Genomic DNA, 15,145 nt, shown 5'->3' on the forward strand with positions numbered 1-15,145 from the left:
ATTACCCATCACTGACCTGAGTACAGGTACAGTGTGGGCTTTCAATAGCCCTGAAATGATCTTGCACATTGCAAAATAATCTCGAACCTTCAGGCTTATTTACGAAAGCCCCAATAGCAGCAATATTTTTACTGCCGTTTAAGTCTGCATCACCTTTCCATCCACAATGACCACAAGCAAACTTTTTGCCGTTTCTATAAGATTCACCCTGTACGGGCTGAATATGATTGCATTTGTGGCACATTTGGCTAGTGTATCTAGGCTCAACAAACAAAATCTTTACGCTATGCTTTATGGCTTTGTAGATTAGGAATTGGCGCAACTGGAAAAACGCCCAGCTATTGCTAAGTCTTCGCTCTTTTTTCGAGCGTGGCTGCTGATTAGTCCGCTCCCTAATTCCAGTCAAATCTTCCAAAGCTATAACTTGTTTTTTGTGTTTCGCGCTGGTTACGATACGGTGACTGATGGTGTGATTTACCCAAGTCTGAAAGTGTTTTTCCTTGCCCGACAACCGTTTCAACAATTCTCGACATCTGCGCCGAGAACTGCGAGTGCCTTTCGCGGCTTTTCGCTGGATATTTGCTCTCAACTTGGCATAATGATTTCTAACTTTGGTAGTTTCTTTACCGCTAAATGTATCTCCATCGGAAGTAACTGCAATGTCAGTCCTACCCAAATCACAGCCCAAAACTCGATCGCTTGGTGGAGGCTCGACTGGCTGAGACTCAAGCTGAATGTTCAGATAGTAACTACCATCTTTCCGTTTGCACAAAGTAGCAGTCTTGGGTTTTTGACCTTTCAACAATCCAAGTTGGTAGTTTCCGATGGCCAGTGCAAACCGCTCCCTACCAACAATAGTAGTCAAACTTACCGTCCAATCTTTTTCCCTGAAAGAAAAGATACGAGCATCGTAAGTGACGCTAGTAGGAGCAAACTTGTTGACTGGCGAACCATCTTTTTTGGCTGTTTTTCTGTTACCAGAAACCCGTCTGATAGCATGGATTGCCAACTGCGCCGAAAGTCCAAACATATCTCTGACATCGTGATATATCAAGGATTGCATCGCCAATTCGTTTGTCAGAGTTGGCGATACAGTTTGATTCACATATTCGCAAGCATTCGCGAACGCCTGAAGTGTTGCATCAATTTTGATGGACTGCTCAGGCGTTACTTGGAGTTTGCAAGATACTGTCAGGACTTGTTTCATGGCATAATTCTATCACGCATTGAAGAAATTTTGTCTGCGTTTATAAATAATTTGTTCAGCTCTTAAGCCTCACGCGCATTCCTCCCGTCACTCAAGGTCGTACCGTGTTTGGTGCGGGACTCCTGCTGTTTTAGTTGAACTCTCTACCTGAAAATAAACTCATCCGTTCCGGCAGCCGTTTTTTGATTTCAACTAATATCGGCGCGACAATTAGCTCGGAGCGAGCTTTATCGGAATTAATTTCTAGTGCTAAAGGTAGATTGAATTGCAAAGTTTCTTGCAAAAAAATGCTGGGTTCTATTTCGGGGATGTCGGCAAACAAGCCAACCCTCCTAGTAAAAGTTATGCCAAAATTTCTCTTAATTTGTTCGAGGCTAAATTGACTGTACGGCATTTAACTCCCTCTTCCAACACAATCAAAAAACCTCTATAGCAATCCTAAATCATTTGTGAATTTCTTACTCCCTCCCCTTAATAAGGGGAGGGTTGGGGTGGGGTAAAAAACTTTACGACTCCTGCAAGGACTGCTCTCGCCCTCATTCACTCTCTTGTCTTGAAAAACATCTGCGTTTATCTGTGTTTATCTGCCCTGCATCTGCGGTTGTTCTATCAATCAAAGATTTAGGCAATTCAAGTCTAATAACTTGTTTAAAACATCGCAAAGAGGGCTGGGCGGGTTTATCTGATTCTACTGCTTTTACAGATTTTTGGTGAACCCGCCTCTAAAAAATTTTAGGCTTCTGTTTTCTCTAAGCGATTGAGAGAAAATGTTGCGGCCTCAGCTACTTGAGAATTTTTATCTTTTTCTAAGTATTTCAAAGCCGAAACACTCTTCACACTCGGCAAATTGCCCAAAGCTTCAGCCAGCCTCTGACGGATCAGCCAATCTTCTGACTGAGCAAAGTTGAGGATGCGATCGATCGCATCAATTGCCTTAATTTCGCCCAAAGCCGAAATCGCCGCCTGCTGGATCACCACTTGTTCGCAGTCGAGAGCTTTCAGCAGCACGTCGCGAGCCCGCGGATCTTTGAGATTTCCCAGAGAAACCGCCGCACTAAAGCGCACCAGCCATTCAGTATCTTCGTAAAAAGCGCGCACCAAAGCCTCAAAAGCTCTGATATCTTCCAGATAGCCCAAAGCGCCAGCAGCGTCAGCGCGAATCCCGTAGTCCGGGTCAGTTTCTAGCAATTTGACTAGAATGGGATAGCACTCTGCTGTCGGTTTGACTCCGAGAGCAAACACAGCCATCGATCGCACTTGCAAACTTTCGTCGTTCAACACCTTTTTAATCAAAGGTACAGCCGTTTCAGCCGACACGTTTCGTAAGTTAGCCAAAGCCACCATGCGATCGGCTGAGTTTTCGCTTTCTAACTTGGCTGCAATTTGCTCTAAGCTTAAAGTTGTCATTATCGGTAAATTTTGTAGTAAAACTTTACATTCGGCTTATTTTGATTATAGGGGAGTCTCAGGAAAAAAGCAGGCAGTAAAAACCGCCCCAGGATTTGAACTCAGTGAAATTACTGATTAGTGAGACTATTAATCTAAAGCTCAAATTGCACGAAAATAATAAATGAGCAAGTCTATTATTTAAAATTCCAGGACAGGCGAGGTGTTTGGGCCGTTCCCTAAGGCTTTGCCCGATTTTTATACCATTTTCACAAAATAATGGAACTCTAGGGAAGCTCCAAACCGTTATGTAATAAGCTATTCCGAATCGAAAATCAAAAATCGAAAATGGTCTTAGCCGTCCTCCGATCACCTGCAATTAACTATGCCCTTTTATCACCCGCCCTTTTACTCCTCAGCCTTAGAACAAGCGATCGACCGCTACCCCCTAACTGCCGGGCCAGAAACTTCCTTAGCAGTGGCGATCGCCCTGATGAGTCAGTTGCAAAACAGTTGTCCCCTAGTCAAAGGGCCTTTACCCTCAGACAAGGGGGCGATGAGCGAATCATCACCGCCGGACAAGGTGCGGGCCCGCTGCGTCCTCGTCGTGCAGAACCAGCAGACTATCGCCACAGGCAACTTATCCGAAAACCCCAGTCGCGGGCTGTTAATCGGCATATTAACCCCCGCCGACTTGGTGAGGCTGATTGCTTCTGGGAAAATAAACAGCCTGCAAAAAGTAGCCCTGCACAAAATACCAATTGCCGAAGTCATGTCTCCGGTGTCGGTTTCTCTCACAGAATCCGACGATCAAGACGTGTTTACCGCTTTATCGTTATTTCGGCAGCACCGAATTCGCTATTTGCCTATTGTCAATCAATTCCGGCACTTGGTAGGAGTGCTGACGCGGGAAAGAATTCGCCAAGTATTGCAACCTTCCAACATTCTCAAATTGCGGCGGGTAGCAGAATTGATGACTACGCCAATTACAGCGCCCCACACCGCCTCGCTGCTGAGCATCAGCGAACTGATGTCCGAGCATCAAGTCAGTTGCGTAGTCATTACCAAAAACAAAGAATTAACAATGGAGAAGCCCAAAGAGGACTCTACCTCCGTTTTTCACTATTCCTTTCACCAACCTTTGGGAATTGTTACCGAATACGACATCGTGCAAGCACAGTATCTCGAACTAAATTTCGAGCAAACTCCAGCTCAAAAAGTCATGAGAACTCCCCTGCAATTTCTGGAACCTTCCGATTCCCTGTGGACGGCGCACAAACAAATGCAGCAGCAACAAGTGCAGCGGTTGGTGGTGTGCGGCGGGCGCGGAGAACTGCTGGGAATTATTACTCAAACCAGCTTGCTCAGAGTCCTCGATCCGACAGAAATGTACCGAGTTGTCAAACAGTTGCAGCAGTCGGTTTATCAACTGCAATCGGAAAAATTGGAACTGCTGCAAAGCCGCAATGCTAAATTGGAACAGCAGGTGCGCGAACGGACTGCCAAACTCCACGAACAGGCGCAGCGCGATCGGCTGTTAACTCAAATTTCCTTCCGGATTCACCAATCCTTAAACCTCGAAGAAATTCTCAACGCCAGCGTCGATGAAGTCCGGCAAGTTTTGCAAGCCGACAGAGTAGCGATCGTGCGTTGGGAGTCGAGCAATTTTGGCATTTTTGTGGCAGAATCCGTTGCCCCCAAGTGGTCTTCTATCTTGGGAGAAATCATGCCAGACAATATTTGGCAGGAAGCTGCATTTGCGATCGAACAGGAGATCTATGCCGTCCCAGACATCGACAAAGCTAGTTTGAGTGCCGAAAATTATGCGCGGTTGCAGCAAGCGCAAATCAAAGCTTATTTAATTGTACCAATTTTGCAAGACGGCAATTTGTGGGGGATGATGTGCGTCCATCAGTGTTCCAAATCCCGGAAGTGGCAGGCTTCGGAATTGGATTTGCTGCTGCAACTGGCAACTCAAATCGCGATCGCCATTCAGCAAGCCCAACTCTACCAGCAAGTACAAAATCTCAACACCGACCTCGAACGCCAAGTCCAAGAACGCACCACCCAATTGCAACAAAAAGTGCAGGAACTCCAGCATTTAAACGTTCTAAAAGATGAATTTCTCAGCACGGTTTCTCACGAATTGCGGACGCCTTTATCTAATATGAAAATGGCTATTCATATGCTGAGAATTTCTCCCACACCAGACCGACGCCAGATTTATTTAGAAATTTTAGAAACAGAATGTACTAGGGAAACCGATTTAATTAATGCTTTGCTCGATTTGCAGCGGCTCGAAGCAGCAACTTGTCCGATCGACCTCGAACCAGTAAACTTAGATGTGTGGCTGCCTACGATTATCGACCCGTTTTACACCCGAGCCCAGAACCGCCACCAGCATTTGCGAGTAGAGTTCGATCGCCACCTCCCCACGATCAGTTCCAACCGCGCTAGTTTGGGACGAATTTTAGCAGAACTCCTCAACAATGCCTGCAAGTATACTGCCAATGAGGGCGAAATCTCTTTGAAAGTTGAGTACAAAAAGGGAGACGGGGAAAAAGCAGAAAGCGGGAAAAATTCCGCACAAGCAAGTGTTAGGGCTTCGGAAATTCAATTTACATTCAGCAATCAATCTTCCATTGCGATCGAAGAATTGCCTCGAATTTTCGATAAATTTTATCGAGTTCCCAATGCCGATCCCTGGAAACAAGGAGGTACAGGTTTGGGTTTAGCTTTGGTTCAAAAACTTGTGGAACAGTTACAGGGAAAAATTGAGGTTGAAAGCAGCAAGGGCTGGACTAATTTTACCGTCACATTTCCCACCAAGCCAGATGCGAATTAGTCCGCTACCAGCCGATTTTAGATCTGAGATTGACTTGCAGCATTGAATCTGGGAACTTGAACAGGAGTCTAAAATTTTGGGGTGGGTCATCTTTTTTACTCTTATACCAACGGTCAACGGTCAACTGTCAACTGTCAACTGTCAACTGTCAACTGTTAACTGTCAACTGTCAACTAAGAGGGCAGGCACGCACCATCCACTGCCCCTACAACGGTCAACGGTCAACTGTCAACTGTCAACTGTCAACTGTCAACTGTCAACAGAATCTCATTCTTTTTTGGGAGCTAGTTTGTGGATGCCTGACGGTACTGGTGTCAAATTCAAATATTCATGTTTATCTTCCACGAGTGATGATGCTTTAGATATTTGATACTTCTTGCCTTTGGTAGGATTATTAGCCACGGTGCCCAAGCAGGGTATGCCAAAATTTTCTAATTGACTGAAAACTGTTTTGACTACAGAAGACTTCACCTGGCGAACTGATACAACCATCAGTATTCCATCTGTGCGCGCCGCTAAAAAATTCGTATCTTTACTATCAACCAGCGGTGGGGTATCGTAGATAACAAAGTCAAATGTGGCGTGCAGTTCTTCCATTAAATACTGCATTTGAGATGAGGCAAGCCGTCTGGCAGTACCGGGGACAGGAATACCGGCTGTTAATACAAACAGATTATCTGCTAGGTGCGATCGCTGGATAATTTCATCCGGTTCATTTTTATTTTCTAGCAAGTTGCTCAATCCATTGACATTAGGCAGTTCCAACAGCCTGTGCAGGCTGGGCGAATGCAAGTTCGCGTCTACCAACAGCACTCGCTGACCCGCCAGCGCTGCCACGTGGGCTAGGTTTAAAGCAACGGTAGATTTGCCTTCGCCAACTGTAGCCGAACCAACTACCAAAGAGCTAATCGTTCGATTTGAAGAAAGAAAGCGGATATTAGTATAAAGAGAGTCAAAAGCTTCTATAAATTCCGAAGCATTTTTATGATTCCCCTGTTTGCCTTCAAGATAAGCATAGGCATTAGCAATAGAAGGCGGAAATTTTTTAGCATTTTTGTCACGAGGAATTACTCCCAATAAAGGCGCATCAAACGCATCTTTAATGTCATCAGCACAGTAGAAAATGTTGCGGATTTTTTCAATAAGAATAGCCGCTCCCAGGCCTAACACGAGTCCTCCAAAAATTCCCATCACAAAGTTGTTTGTACTTTTCGAGGCAACTGGAATGAATTTGTTTGATTTGAGATCTTTTGGTATCTGGGGTTGAGAAATAATTTCCCAAGGTATTTGGCTTTGGGCTGCTTGGACGCGCAGAGTTTCCCGCTGAGTTAAAAGTTGCTGGCGGCTGGTGGAGGCTATGTCTAATTGCTGTTGCAGTTCGTTGTAGCGACGAGCTACAATCGGAAAATCTCTTAATTTTCGGGTCAACTCTTCTTTACTTTGGGCGATCGCCTGACTGCGAGCTTCTAAGACTTGAACTTGGTTCGCAGTATCCACCAATTGTTTGATCAAGCCTATGCGAATCGAGTTTTGAAAATTCTGAACTTTAGAATTGGCTTGAGAGCCTACCAAATTTTGCCCCAAAATGCGATCGGTTTGCTTGTTGAGCAAAGCTACTAAATTTGCCCGCTTGCGCTCTAAAGCTTCCACTATCGGGTTAGCAGATTTAAACCGAGCTGTTTCTACAGCAATCTGACCTTCTACTTCCTTAACCTTGGTCAGCAACTCTTTATATTGAGGTTCTTCACTTAAAGCTGAAGCCGCAATAGCTTCATTTGGTGTAAAATCTAATTGTTTTTGCAAGTTAGCGTACAGCATTTTCTGTTCCTGGAGCAGCCTTTGAGTTTCTAACTCTAAAGTTTCCATAGCGCGAACTTGCACGATCAATTGCGCGCCTTGTTCTTTAGGATCGGTAATTTTTTGCTGCTGCTGTATCATCTGTAACTCAGACTTCAGGTCATTTACGCGCTTGTTGAGTCCCGGAAGCTGGTTTTCAATAAAATTAACACCTTGACCAATGCGAGTCTTGCGTTCGTCAAGGCTGTACTTTAAATATTTCTTTTTAGTTTCTTCTAAAACGAACTGAACTAAGTCAGGCTCTTGCCCGAGGAAACGAACTTCCAAAATTTTAGTTTGCGTCAACTCATTTTCTCCGAGGCGCAACACGAGTAATCCTTTTTTAAGAAGTTCCTCGGTCATTTTTGGATATTTTTGTTGGACTTGTTTGGTAATGGCCGACAGCATCTGAGGACTCTGGAGAATTTGAAGCTGAGTTGGATAGTCCAAACTAAAAAATTCTCGATTAGGCACTCCACCCCCCTCACCGCGATTGGCGAGGGCAGATGCGTCGGTAAGTCTTGCCTCCGTTGTCACAGGTTCCACCAGTATCCGAAAATCGCCTTGATATGTTTTCTTGCCTCCCTTGACCTTATAATAAACTCCACCGCCTGCTAGAGCTACAATCGCAATGATGACTAGGGCTTGTCGTTGAAAAGTCCTGAACAAGGGCTTTAGATTCAATCCTTTCTGGGGTGCGCCACTTAACTCTTCTCCCTCGTCAACGGGAAATTGCTGCACCTGTCTGCTCTGGTTGCTAATTGGTACGATATGAGCGTCCTGTTCTTTTTCCATGTTGACCTCTTTCATATTGTTTTGGTAAAATCAGCTTGGTTCTGCGAGCCTTCTGGTTGATGCTTTCACCCTTGACTTCAGGATATCACAGGAGATTCTGGGTTGGTTGGTTCTGTTTCCTGCCAATAGTTCTCACTACTTTCACATAATATACAAAAATAACTAAATTCATATCTTGTACCGACTGCAAAAGTTATTTTACTAACTGAATAGAGAGTTGTCTCCAACTGTATTTCTGGTGGCTGTGTTCTGCTTGTATTCAGGGTTTATGGGTGACTCTACCTACTTTTTCGGATGTCGCTGAGCTTCTTCGCAGCTTCCGCACAACTTTACCAAAATTTTACAATTTTACAATTTTACGTCACACCTCGGTGGCCGATCGCCCTGGTATTGCCTTGTCATCTCTGCCATTTTTGCGATCGCCACCAATAGCTGCACTACCTGTTAACTTACCCACGAACCGATCGGCTAAAAAGTTTTGCATTTTATACGTAGATATAATTAACACCATTGGGCCGATTTGTGGAACGACAACTAATCCAATCAATTTCCGACAAAAATCTGTCTTTATCTTTTAATTGTCAATTTTTTTAAGATCTGGATCGCCTTTTAAGTTTATATAATTAAACTGCGATAACATCATATCACCCACCGATCTATATAATGGGCAAACGACATAAAAATTAATATTTTGTTAATACAAAGTCGATCGACATTTGGAAAAACTCAAGGCTTCTGGGTTTTGCTACCGGGCGGATGGCGCTGGGCGATGTGATGTTTTGTCGCTGAAACATGGGGTTTCTGGGCTTTTCCACTCTTGCTAAAACCATCGCTATGATTCGCCATCCTATGAGAGCTATATCAATATTAGCCGGAAACCCGCAACGGGGTGTTTTTTGGGATTAACCGATGAAAGAGGTTTATAACACAATACGGTTAACTTAAGAACAATCTGACTTGCAAAAAATGCCTGTATTGCCTATAAAATAGCGATCGGAAATTCGTCAAAAAGCGTTAAGTTAACCGTATTGGTTTATAACACGTTCTTCATTCAGTTGACAGTTGACTTGGGGCAGCACTTGACAAAGGAAGGAAGAGGATTGGATTAATGAATAGTCGGATTTTAATTTCTCCATACAAGGGTTCCGGCTTTCAACCAATTCTTTCGGGTAAGAGGATACAAATAGTTGGCAAGCAATCTGGTAATTGTTCTGGAATCTGAGCCGGATGAGCTTTTGACAAGTGTTATTTTGTGATACTCATTAGACTTGCATTGCATAAATATTCCCTTGATACAACAACCGCTCATTAACGCTGATTAGAGAGAGCACAAATGCAATTAAAGTCTATTGAATATTACTGATTCTGTGCTTTCTTTTCTCGAAGTTTCAACAAAATCTCTGCGTGAACTTCGCGGGTAATCGGATAGAAATATGTAAGAATCATGCCGCAAATTAAAGCAATTGTGGGCAGCGGCCCGATCGCAACTCGAATCGCGAACAGGGCAGAATCCGGCTGTATAGGTGCAGCCTGTCCCTGAACAGTAGCGAGAAATCCAGCTTGTTCTAATGCTTGGCCTACCAACCACAAGCCGATCGCCAAACCAATTTTTTGCAGCAACACCATAAACGAATAGAACACGCCTTCGCGTCTTTCTCCTGTTTGGAGTTCGTCGAGTTCAATCACATCCGGTATCATCGACCAAGGTACAAGATAAGCAGTAGAAACTCCCACACCAGCCATAACTGCTAAGAGGTACATTTGAACTACCTGTCCGGGTTGCAGGAAAAACAGTCCGGCTTGGGCGATAATCCACAAACTCATGCCCATAAAATAAACAGCTTTTTTGCCGTAGCGTTCGCTAACTCTACTCCAAACAGATAGCATGGCGAGTGCGGTGCCTTGAACGGCGATCGCAGTTTGGGTAAAAGTTGCTGGCGGCAGATTCATCCAGTTGATGACAAAGTAAGGCAAAATCGAAGCAGTTAATTGCACTCCCAGCCAAGAACAGAGATAAATTCCAATTACGTACAAAAAAGGGCGATTGTTAAATGCAATCCGCAACTGTTCTCCTATCGGCAAAGAGGTTGAATTGTCTTCTGCGGGATTGTCTTGCAATTGAGAGAGGACGTGTTTTCGGGTTCCGAAAAAGCACCAATACAAAGGCAATACTGAAATTACTGTACAGATGGCGCCTAATATTAAGTATTTTTGGGTGTCATCTTTAACTAAGGCAAAGATAATTTGCGCGATAATTAATGACAAAATGCTGCCGCCGATCGAGAAAGTAAACCGGAAACTGTTAAGGCTAGTGCGTTCGTTGTAGTCTTGGGTTAATTCTGGGGTGAGGGCGGTGTAAGGCAGGTTGACGGCGGTGTAGGCGGTGTTAAACAATATGCCGATCGCCACATAGTACCAAAACAATATCGTAGGATCTTTGCTGGGAACAATCCACTGCAAAAAGAAGAAGATGCCGAAAGGAATTGCGCCGTAAACCATCCAAGGATAGCGGCGGCCCCATGGGTGAGAGGTGCGATCGCTCAAAACCCCCACAATCGGGTCATTTATCGCATCCCAAACCTTGCCGATCAGCAAAATGTTACTAGCAGTCCCCGCAGCCAAACCAGCCACGTTGGTAAAGAAAAACATTAGGAAAAACACCAGAACATTCGCAGTAATTGCGGGGCCAAGGTCTCCCGCACCGTATGCTAATTTTGTGGAGAAACTGAGTTTTTTGGTTTCTGGGTTGTCGGCGGCCCTTTCAAGGGGCGGAGTGTTGCTCATAAACTTTGATTTCGGGATTTTTGGGCGATCGCAGTCTTTCCAGTATGGAGTATAACTCGCGCTACGCTGTAATACTAAGTTTTTTTTTGGCGATCGGGACTTTTCTGAAGATTTCGTAATTGGTAATTAGTAATTGGTAATTCAATAGTAGAGGCAGGTTTTACCAACAATCTTTAATTCCCACCAACAATTGAAATAAACCCGCCCGCACCAAGCGACAGAAATTTCGATCGCACATTTGAATGATTTGTGATTTGTAATTGGTAATTTGTAATTGATAATTGGACTTATGCACCTATAGCAATCCTTGATTCCTGGACGCAACTGGAACTTTTATGGAAATATTTTTTGGGTCACTTGTTGCGTTTGAGCGCTTAAATATAAGATCGCCCAAGCGCAACAACGTACCTTAATGTGAGAGTTGCGTCTAGGACTGACCTGGTTGAAAGTAATAAGTTGAAATGTTTGAATGTTGTGAATTATTCAATTGAAAATTCCAAATCTAAAATTACTAGGTTAGCAATCTAGATTTGACGGTAATGGCTCCCACACACCATAAAATAGCGTTGACCATCTCCGAACGCTGGATGTCCTCTTCAGCTAAAAAACTCGCAAACTCTTCATCAATATTCAGGTGGTCTGCAAAAGCATAAAGCACGCGTTTGTAGTTTGTGGGCATGGGTGTTAATGTGACTTTTACTAAATTTAACAGCGCGTTCAAACAGTTAAGCATAATCCCTGATTCGTCAATATCTTCTGCATCGAGCAAGTACAGGGTTTCTGCAATGTCGCAGATAGCGTCTATTTGTGTGGGTGGTGTTCCCAGTTCGCTGACATCTATATCGCACAGTTTGAGAGCATTAATCGCTAGTTGTGGACGGGTAAAAAATACAAGTTGACCGCCAGCTACTAAAGGCGGTTCTTCTTCTCCACAGACAATGAGAGTATACAGATTCGGTACTTCGGTGTCGGGGTCGATGCGGAAACCTAACAGCCGCAGCAATTTTTCTTGATTGGGGTTGGCTGTTTGCAGTTTGGTTGCGAAAAGTTTTGATTGTGACATGATTTTTTAATTGCGATAAAATTAATGCTATTAAACCAGATTTCTAGGCAAAATCCGGGCTTGAGTGAGACACCTACAAATAAACTGGGTTGAAGAAGCCAGAGTGCACAAGTTGTGTGCTACAAATTTTGTTGGATGATGTCGCAGCATTCAGCGACGGTTGCTCTTTTTTCCATGGCTGCGACTAGGGCTTCGTAAGCGGATTGATGGCTTTCGATTAGGGTTTTTGCTCGCAGCGAACCCCAGTTTTGTTTGAGTTGAATTTCGGAAACGGGACGGCGCAGTTGTGTTAAAATTGCGCTAATTTTTGTACGGTCTTCTGCTCCTCCTATGGCGTTACCGTAAACAACTTTTTCGGCGACTATTCCGGCCATCCACACGGTGCAGTATTGGTCTAAAAGTTGGACGGAAAGAGTGCCGTTTTCGAGTTGAGATGCTAGTTGTTGGTCTGCAAATCGAACGCCGCCTTGGGCTGTTTGACCTTGTTTGAATGCTTCAAGAGCGTTGAGGGCGTAGCTGGTTACGGGAATTCCCAAGAGGTGGGCGACGAGGAAGTGTCCGGCTTCGTGGTGGAGGATACGATCGCGCTTTTCTTTAGAACTTCCCCCCAGCAAATCTACTAATATTGTACCGCCTTGACCTTGCCACTGGAAACTGTCGAGGGTGGCTAGCCCCAACAGGCAAAAGGTGGCGATCGCAGGTACGGCCTCTGGTAGGTTGAATAGGGGGCCCAATAATATGGAAACGGTGATGGCGAAGATAGAAATAGCGATAATATTCAAAGAAGTGTCTTTCATTATTGGGAATTGGTTATTTGTTATTGGTTATTTGTTATTGGTTATTTGTTATTGGTTATTTGTGATTAGACCAACAACTAGCAACTAACAACTGACTACGGACTAATGTTGAGTTTCGTAGTGTATATCGCACATTTGACCAAAATCTACACAAGCCAGATCGCGCGGGCCGGTGCGCGAGGGCCCGGACTTTAGCTTAAAATGCCATCTTCCAGTTTGACTGAAAATTGTCGATCCCAAGCCGCCTACATTAAAAAGATATTAAAATAAATCAAAGTCAAGTAAAAGTGTTAGTGGAATCCTTCATGTCAGTTTTGGCAGCGATCGCAGTTTTAGGTATCTTGATAGTCGTTCACGAACTCGGCCACTTCCTGGCGGCGAGACTTCAACACATTCACGTCAACCGCTTCTCCATCGGTTTCGGGCCCATCCTGTGGAAGTACCAAGGCCCGGAAACTGAGTACGCCCTCCGCGCCTTTCCCCTGGGAGGTTTCGTGGGTTTCCCGGATGACGATCCAGACAGCACTATTCCCCCCAATGACCCGAATTTGCTACGCAACCGCCCTGTGATTGATCGGGCGATCGTGATTAGTGCAGGAGTAATTGCCAACTTAATTTTTGCTTACTTCCTGCTGGTGGTGCAATTAACCACCGTTGGCGCTGCATCTATGAACTACCTACCGGGAGTTAAAGTCCCGGAAGTCGCTGCGGAAGTTAGTTCGGCGGCAAAACAAGCGGGAATTCGATCGGGCGACATTGTTCTGTCCGTTGATGGCAAGGAATTGGGCGCGAACCGCGAAGCAATCAAATCTCTAGTCTCAGCCATCCAAGATCATCCCAACCAAGCCTTGGCGTTAGAAATTCAGCGCGAAGAACAAAAATTTGTGGTGACAGTTACTCCCGAATTGTCCCCCGACGGTAAAGGTAAGATTGGCGTGCAGCTAACTTCTAACGGTACCGTCGTGCGGGAACGGGCAGGAATTGTAGAGGCGTTTAGCAAGGCTGCAACTGAGTTTGAGCGAATTGTATTGCTGACGTTTCAAGGTTTCGGGCAGTTACTTAGCAATTTCAGTCAGACTGCTGAAAAGTTGTCCGGGCCTGTGGCAATTGTAGCCATTGGTGCAGGAATTGCGCGATCGGATGCTGCGAATTTGTTTCAGTTTGCGGTATTAATTAGTATAAATTTGGCTGTGATTAATATCTTGCCTTTGCCTGCTTTAGATGGCGGTCAGCTAGCTTTTCTGTTAATAGAAGGACTGCGCGGCAAGCCTCTGCCGAACCGCCTTCAAGAAAATGTAATGCAGACTGGTTTGGTGCTGTTGTTGGGTTTGGGAATTTTCTTGATAGTTCGCGATACTGCTAATTTGGCGGGCTTTGATTTGATCCGCACTCTTCGCCAGCAGTAGTCAGTTGACAGTTGACAGTTGATCTGTGGTAGGGGCAGTGCCCCCGTGCCTGCCCTCTCCGTTGGCAGTTGACAGTCGATCTGCGGTAGTCATTAGTGATTGGTCAGCAGCCATTAGTCATGACATAGCCGAGGGCTGCTGACTCATATAAATTAACCCGTAAAATTGGAGAAATAGCAATGGTCACACAACTGCAATCTCCCGAAAAAGCAAAGATTATCTATCCAGATGATAACGGCGAACCAATGTCAGATAATACCGAACAGTTTAGATTGATCGTGTGGATCAAAGAAAATTTAGAACTGTTATTTGCCAGCAGGGCTGATGTTTTTGTAGCGGGAAACTTACTGTGGTATCCAGTAGAAGAAAATAACAAGATTTCTCAAGCGCCAGATGCGATGGTAGTCTTCGGAAGACCGAAAGGTTATCGAGGTTCATACCAACAATGGAATGAAGAGAACATTGTGCCGCAAGTAGCGTTTGAAATTTGGTCGCCGGGAAATCGGCTGACTCCGATGCTCCAAAAACTGAGATTTTACGAACAGTACGGCGTAGAAGAATATTATCTGTACAATCCAGCAAATGTGGATTTAACTATATGGGAGCGCCGAGAGCAAGGATTAGAAGCAATCGAAGAAGTTAACGGTTGGGTAAGTCCAAGAATGGGAGTGCGGTTTCAACTATCAGAAACTGAACTGCAAATATTCAGGCCTGATGGAACACCGTTTGTGAGTTTTGTGGAACTCGCTCAACTTCGAGAACAAGCAGAATTAAGAGCCGAACAAGAACGGCAAAGGGCAGAACAAGAACGGCAAAGGGCAGAACAAGAACAGCAAAGGGCAGAACAAGAACGGCAAAGGGCAGAACAAGCAGAAGCTTTGCTGGAGCAAGAACGATCGCGCTCGCAAGCTTTAGAAGCTCGCCTCCGAGACATGGGGATTGACCTCAATCAGTTGTAAATGAGTAATATCATGTCCGGTCGATTGACCGCAATAAGTAAGGTTTGTAGTGCGGACTTTAGTCCGC

The 15,145-nt window shown here is 44.7% G+C and carries 11 protein-coding genes; 3 read left to right on the top strand and 8 right to left on the bottom strand.

The annotated features are described in order from the left end of the window. Nucleotide 1: 1 nt before the first annotated feature. The 3 genes from QZ938_RS11810 to QZ938_RS11820 all read right to left on the bottom strand — a co-directional run bounded on the left by QZ938_RS11810 (nucleotide 2) and on the right by QZ938_RS11820 (nucleotide 2,614). Nucleotides 2-1,207: a transposase gene (locus QZ938_RS11810; RefSeq protein WP_293349073.1), complete on the bottom strand. Its 1,206-nt coding sequence runs from the start codon at nucleotides 1,205-1,207 to the stop codon at nucleotides 2-4. A gap of 130 nt (nucleotides 1,208-1,337) precedes the next feature. Further along, nucleotides 1,338-1,601: a hypothetical protein gene (locus tag QZ938_RS11815; protein ID WP_293142777.1), complete on the bottom strand. Its 264-nt coding sequence runs from the start codon at nucleotides 1,599-1,601 to the stop codon at nucleotides 1,338-1,340. Between the two features lie 338 nt (nucleotides 1,602-1,939). Next, entirely contained in the window at nucleotides 1,940-2,614 is a 675-nt protein-coding gene (locus tag QZ938_RS11820; RefSeq protein ID WP_293142775.1) for a HEAT repeat domain-containing protein, read from the bottom strand. A gap of 364 nt (nucleotides 2,615-2,978) precedes the next feature. On the opposite strand from QZ938_RS11820, the gene QZ938_RS11825 reads away from it, so the two are divergent. Then, the gene (locus QZ938_RS11825) at nucleotides 2,979-5,438 is read left to right on the top strand and encodes a CBS domain-containing protein (RefSeq protein WP_293349070.1); all 2,460 of its coding nucleotides are present in this window, start codon (nucleotides 2,979-2,981) and stop codon (nucleotides 5,436-5,438) included. A gap of 267 nt (nucleotides 5,439-5,705) precedes the next feature. On the opposite strand, the gene QZ938_RS11830 is transcribed toward QZ938_RS11825, so the two are convergent. The 5 genes from QZ938_RS11830 to QZ938_RS11850 form a co-directional block, all read right to left on the bottom strand. Then, nucleotides 5,706-8,069, bottom strand: coding sequence for a tyrosine-protein kinase domain-containing protein (locus QZ938_RS11830; protein ID WP_293349067.1), 2,364 nt, complete (start codon nucleotides 8,067-8,069; stop codon nucleotides 5,706-5,708). A 361-nt stretch (nucleotides 8,070-8,430) separates the two neighbouring features. Beyond that, the gene (locus QZ938_RS11835) at nucleotides 8,431-8,580 is read right to left on the bottom strand and encodes a hypothetical protein (protein WP_293142760.1); all 150 of its coding nucleotides are present in this window, start codon (nucleotides 8,578-8,580) and stop codon (nucleotides 8,431-8,433) included. A gap of 845 nt (nucleotides 8,581-9,425) precedes the next feature. Continuing rightward, on the bottom strand, nucleotides 9,426-10,853 hold the full coding sequence (locus tag QZ938_RS11840; protein ID WP_293349064.1) for an MFS transporter: 1,428 nt from the start codon (nucleotides 10,851-10,853) through the stop codon (nucleotides 9,426-9,428). Between the two features lie 511 nt (nucleotides 10,854-11,364). After that, on the bottom strand, nucleotides 11,365-11,916 hold the full coding sequence (locus tag QZ938_RS11845; RefSeq protein WP_293142754.1) for a hypothetical protein: 552 nt from the start codon (nucleotides 11,914-11,916) through the stop codon (nucleotides 11,365-11,367). A 119-nt stretch (nucleotides 11,917-12,035) separates the two neighbouring features. After that, a complete protein-coding gene (locus tag QZ938_RS11850) occupies nucleotides 12,036-12,713 on the bottom strand; it encodes an ATP-dependent Zn protease (RefSeq protein WP_293142749.1) in 678 nt (225 codons plus the stop codon). Between the two features lie 305 nt (nucleotides 12,714-13,018). Between QZ938_RS11850 and rseP the strand changes: the two genes are divergently transcribed. Next, nucleotides 13,019-14,119 (top strand): RIP metalloprotease RseP, encoded by a 1,101-nt coding sequence (rseP, locus tag QZ938_RS11855; protein WP_293142746.1) that lies wholly within the window; start codon nucleotides 13,019-13,021, stop codon nucleotides 14,117-14,119. Nucleotides 14,120-14,298: 179 nt separating this feature from the next. Further along, nucleotides 14,299-15,078, top strand: a complete 780-nt coding sequence (locus tag QZ938_RS11860; RefSeq protein WP_293349061.1) for a Uma2 family endonuclease — start codon at nucleotides 14,299-14,301, stop codon at nucleotides 15,076-15,078. Nucleotides 15,079-15,145: the final 67 nt, after the last annotated feature.

Origin of the sequence: Microcoleus sp. CAWBG27, assembly GCF_020883145.1 — a bacterium.
In the GTDB taxonomy this organism is placed as follows: domain Bacteria; phylum Cyanobacteriota; class Cyanobacteriia; order Cyanobacteriales; family Microcoleaceae; genus Microcoleus.

What these genes read in the sequence shown, in the direction of transcription:
- QZ938_RS11860 (WP_293349061.1), top strand. Translation starts at nt 14,299, where the DNA reads ATGGTCACACAACTGCAATCTCCCGAAAAAGCAAAGATTATCTATCCA.
- QZ938_RS11835 (WP_293142760.1), bottom strand. Translation starts at nt 8,580, where the DNA reads ATGGTGTTAATTATATCTACGTATAAAATGCAAAACTTTTTAGCCGAT.
- QZ938_RS11815 (WP_293142777.1), bottom strand. Translation starts at nt 1,601, where the DNA reads ATGCCGTACAGTCAATTTAGCCTCGAACAAATTAAGAGAAATTTTGGC.
- QZ938_RS11845 (WP_293142754.1), bottom strand. Translation starts at nt 11,916, where the DNA reads ATGTCACAATCAAAACTTTTCGCAACCAAACTGCAAACAGCCAACCCC.
- QZ938_RS11820 (WP_293142775.1), bottom strand. Translation starts at nt 2,614, where the DNA reads ATGACAACTTTAAGCTTAGAGCAAATTGCAGCCAAGTTAGAAAGCGAA.
- QZ938_RS11850 (WP_293142749.1), bottom strand. Translation starts at nt 12,713, where the DNA reads ATGAAAGACACTTCTTTGAATATTATCGCTATTTCTATCTTCGCCATC.
- QZ938_RS11825 (WP_293349070.1), top strand. Translation starts at nt 2,979, where the DNA reads ATGCCCTTTTATCACCCGCCCTTTTACTCCTCAGCCTTAGAACAAGCG.
- QZ938_RS11810 (WP_293349073.1), bottom strand. Translation starts at nt 1,207, where the DNA reads ATGAAACAAGTCCTGACAGTATCTTGCAAACTCCAAGTAACGCCTGAG.
- rseP (WP_293142746.1), top strand. Translation starts at nt 13,019, where the DNA reads ATGTCAGTTTTGGCAGCGATCGCAGTTTTAGGTATCTTGATAGTCGTT.
- QZ938_RS11840 (WP_293349064.1), bottom strand. Translation starts at nt 10,853, where the DNA reads ATGAGCAACACTCCGCCCCTTGAAAGGGCCGCCGACAACCCAGAAACC.
- QZ938_RS11830 (WP_293349067.1), bottom strand. Translation starts at nt 8,069, where the DNA reads ATGGAAAAAGAACAGGACGCTCATATCGTACCAATTAGCAACCAGAGC.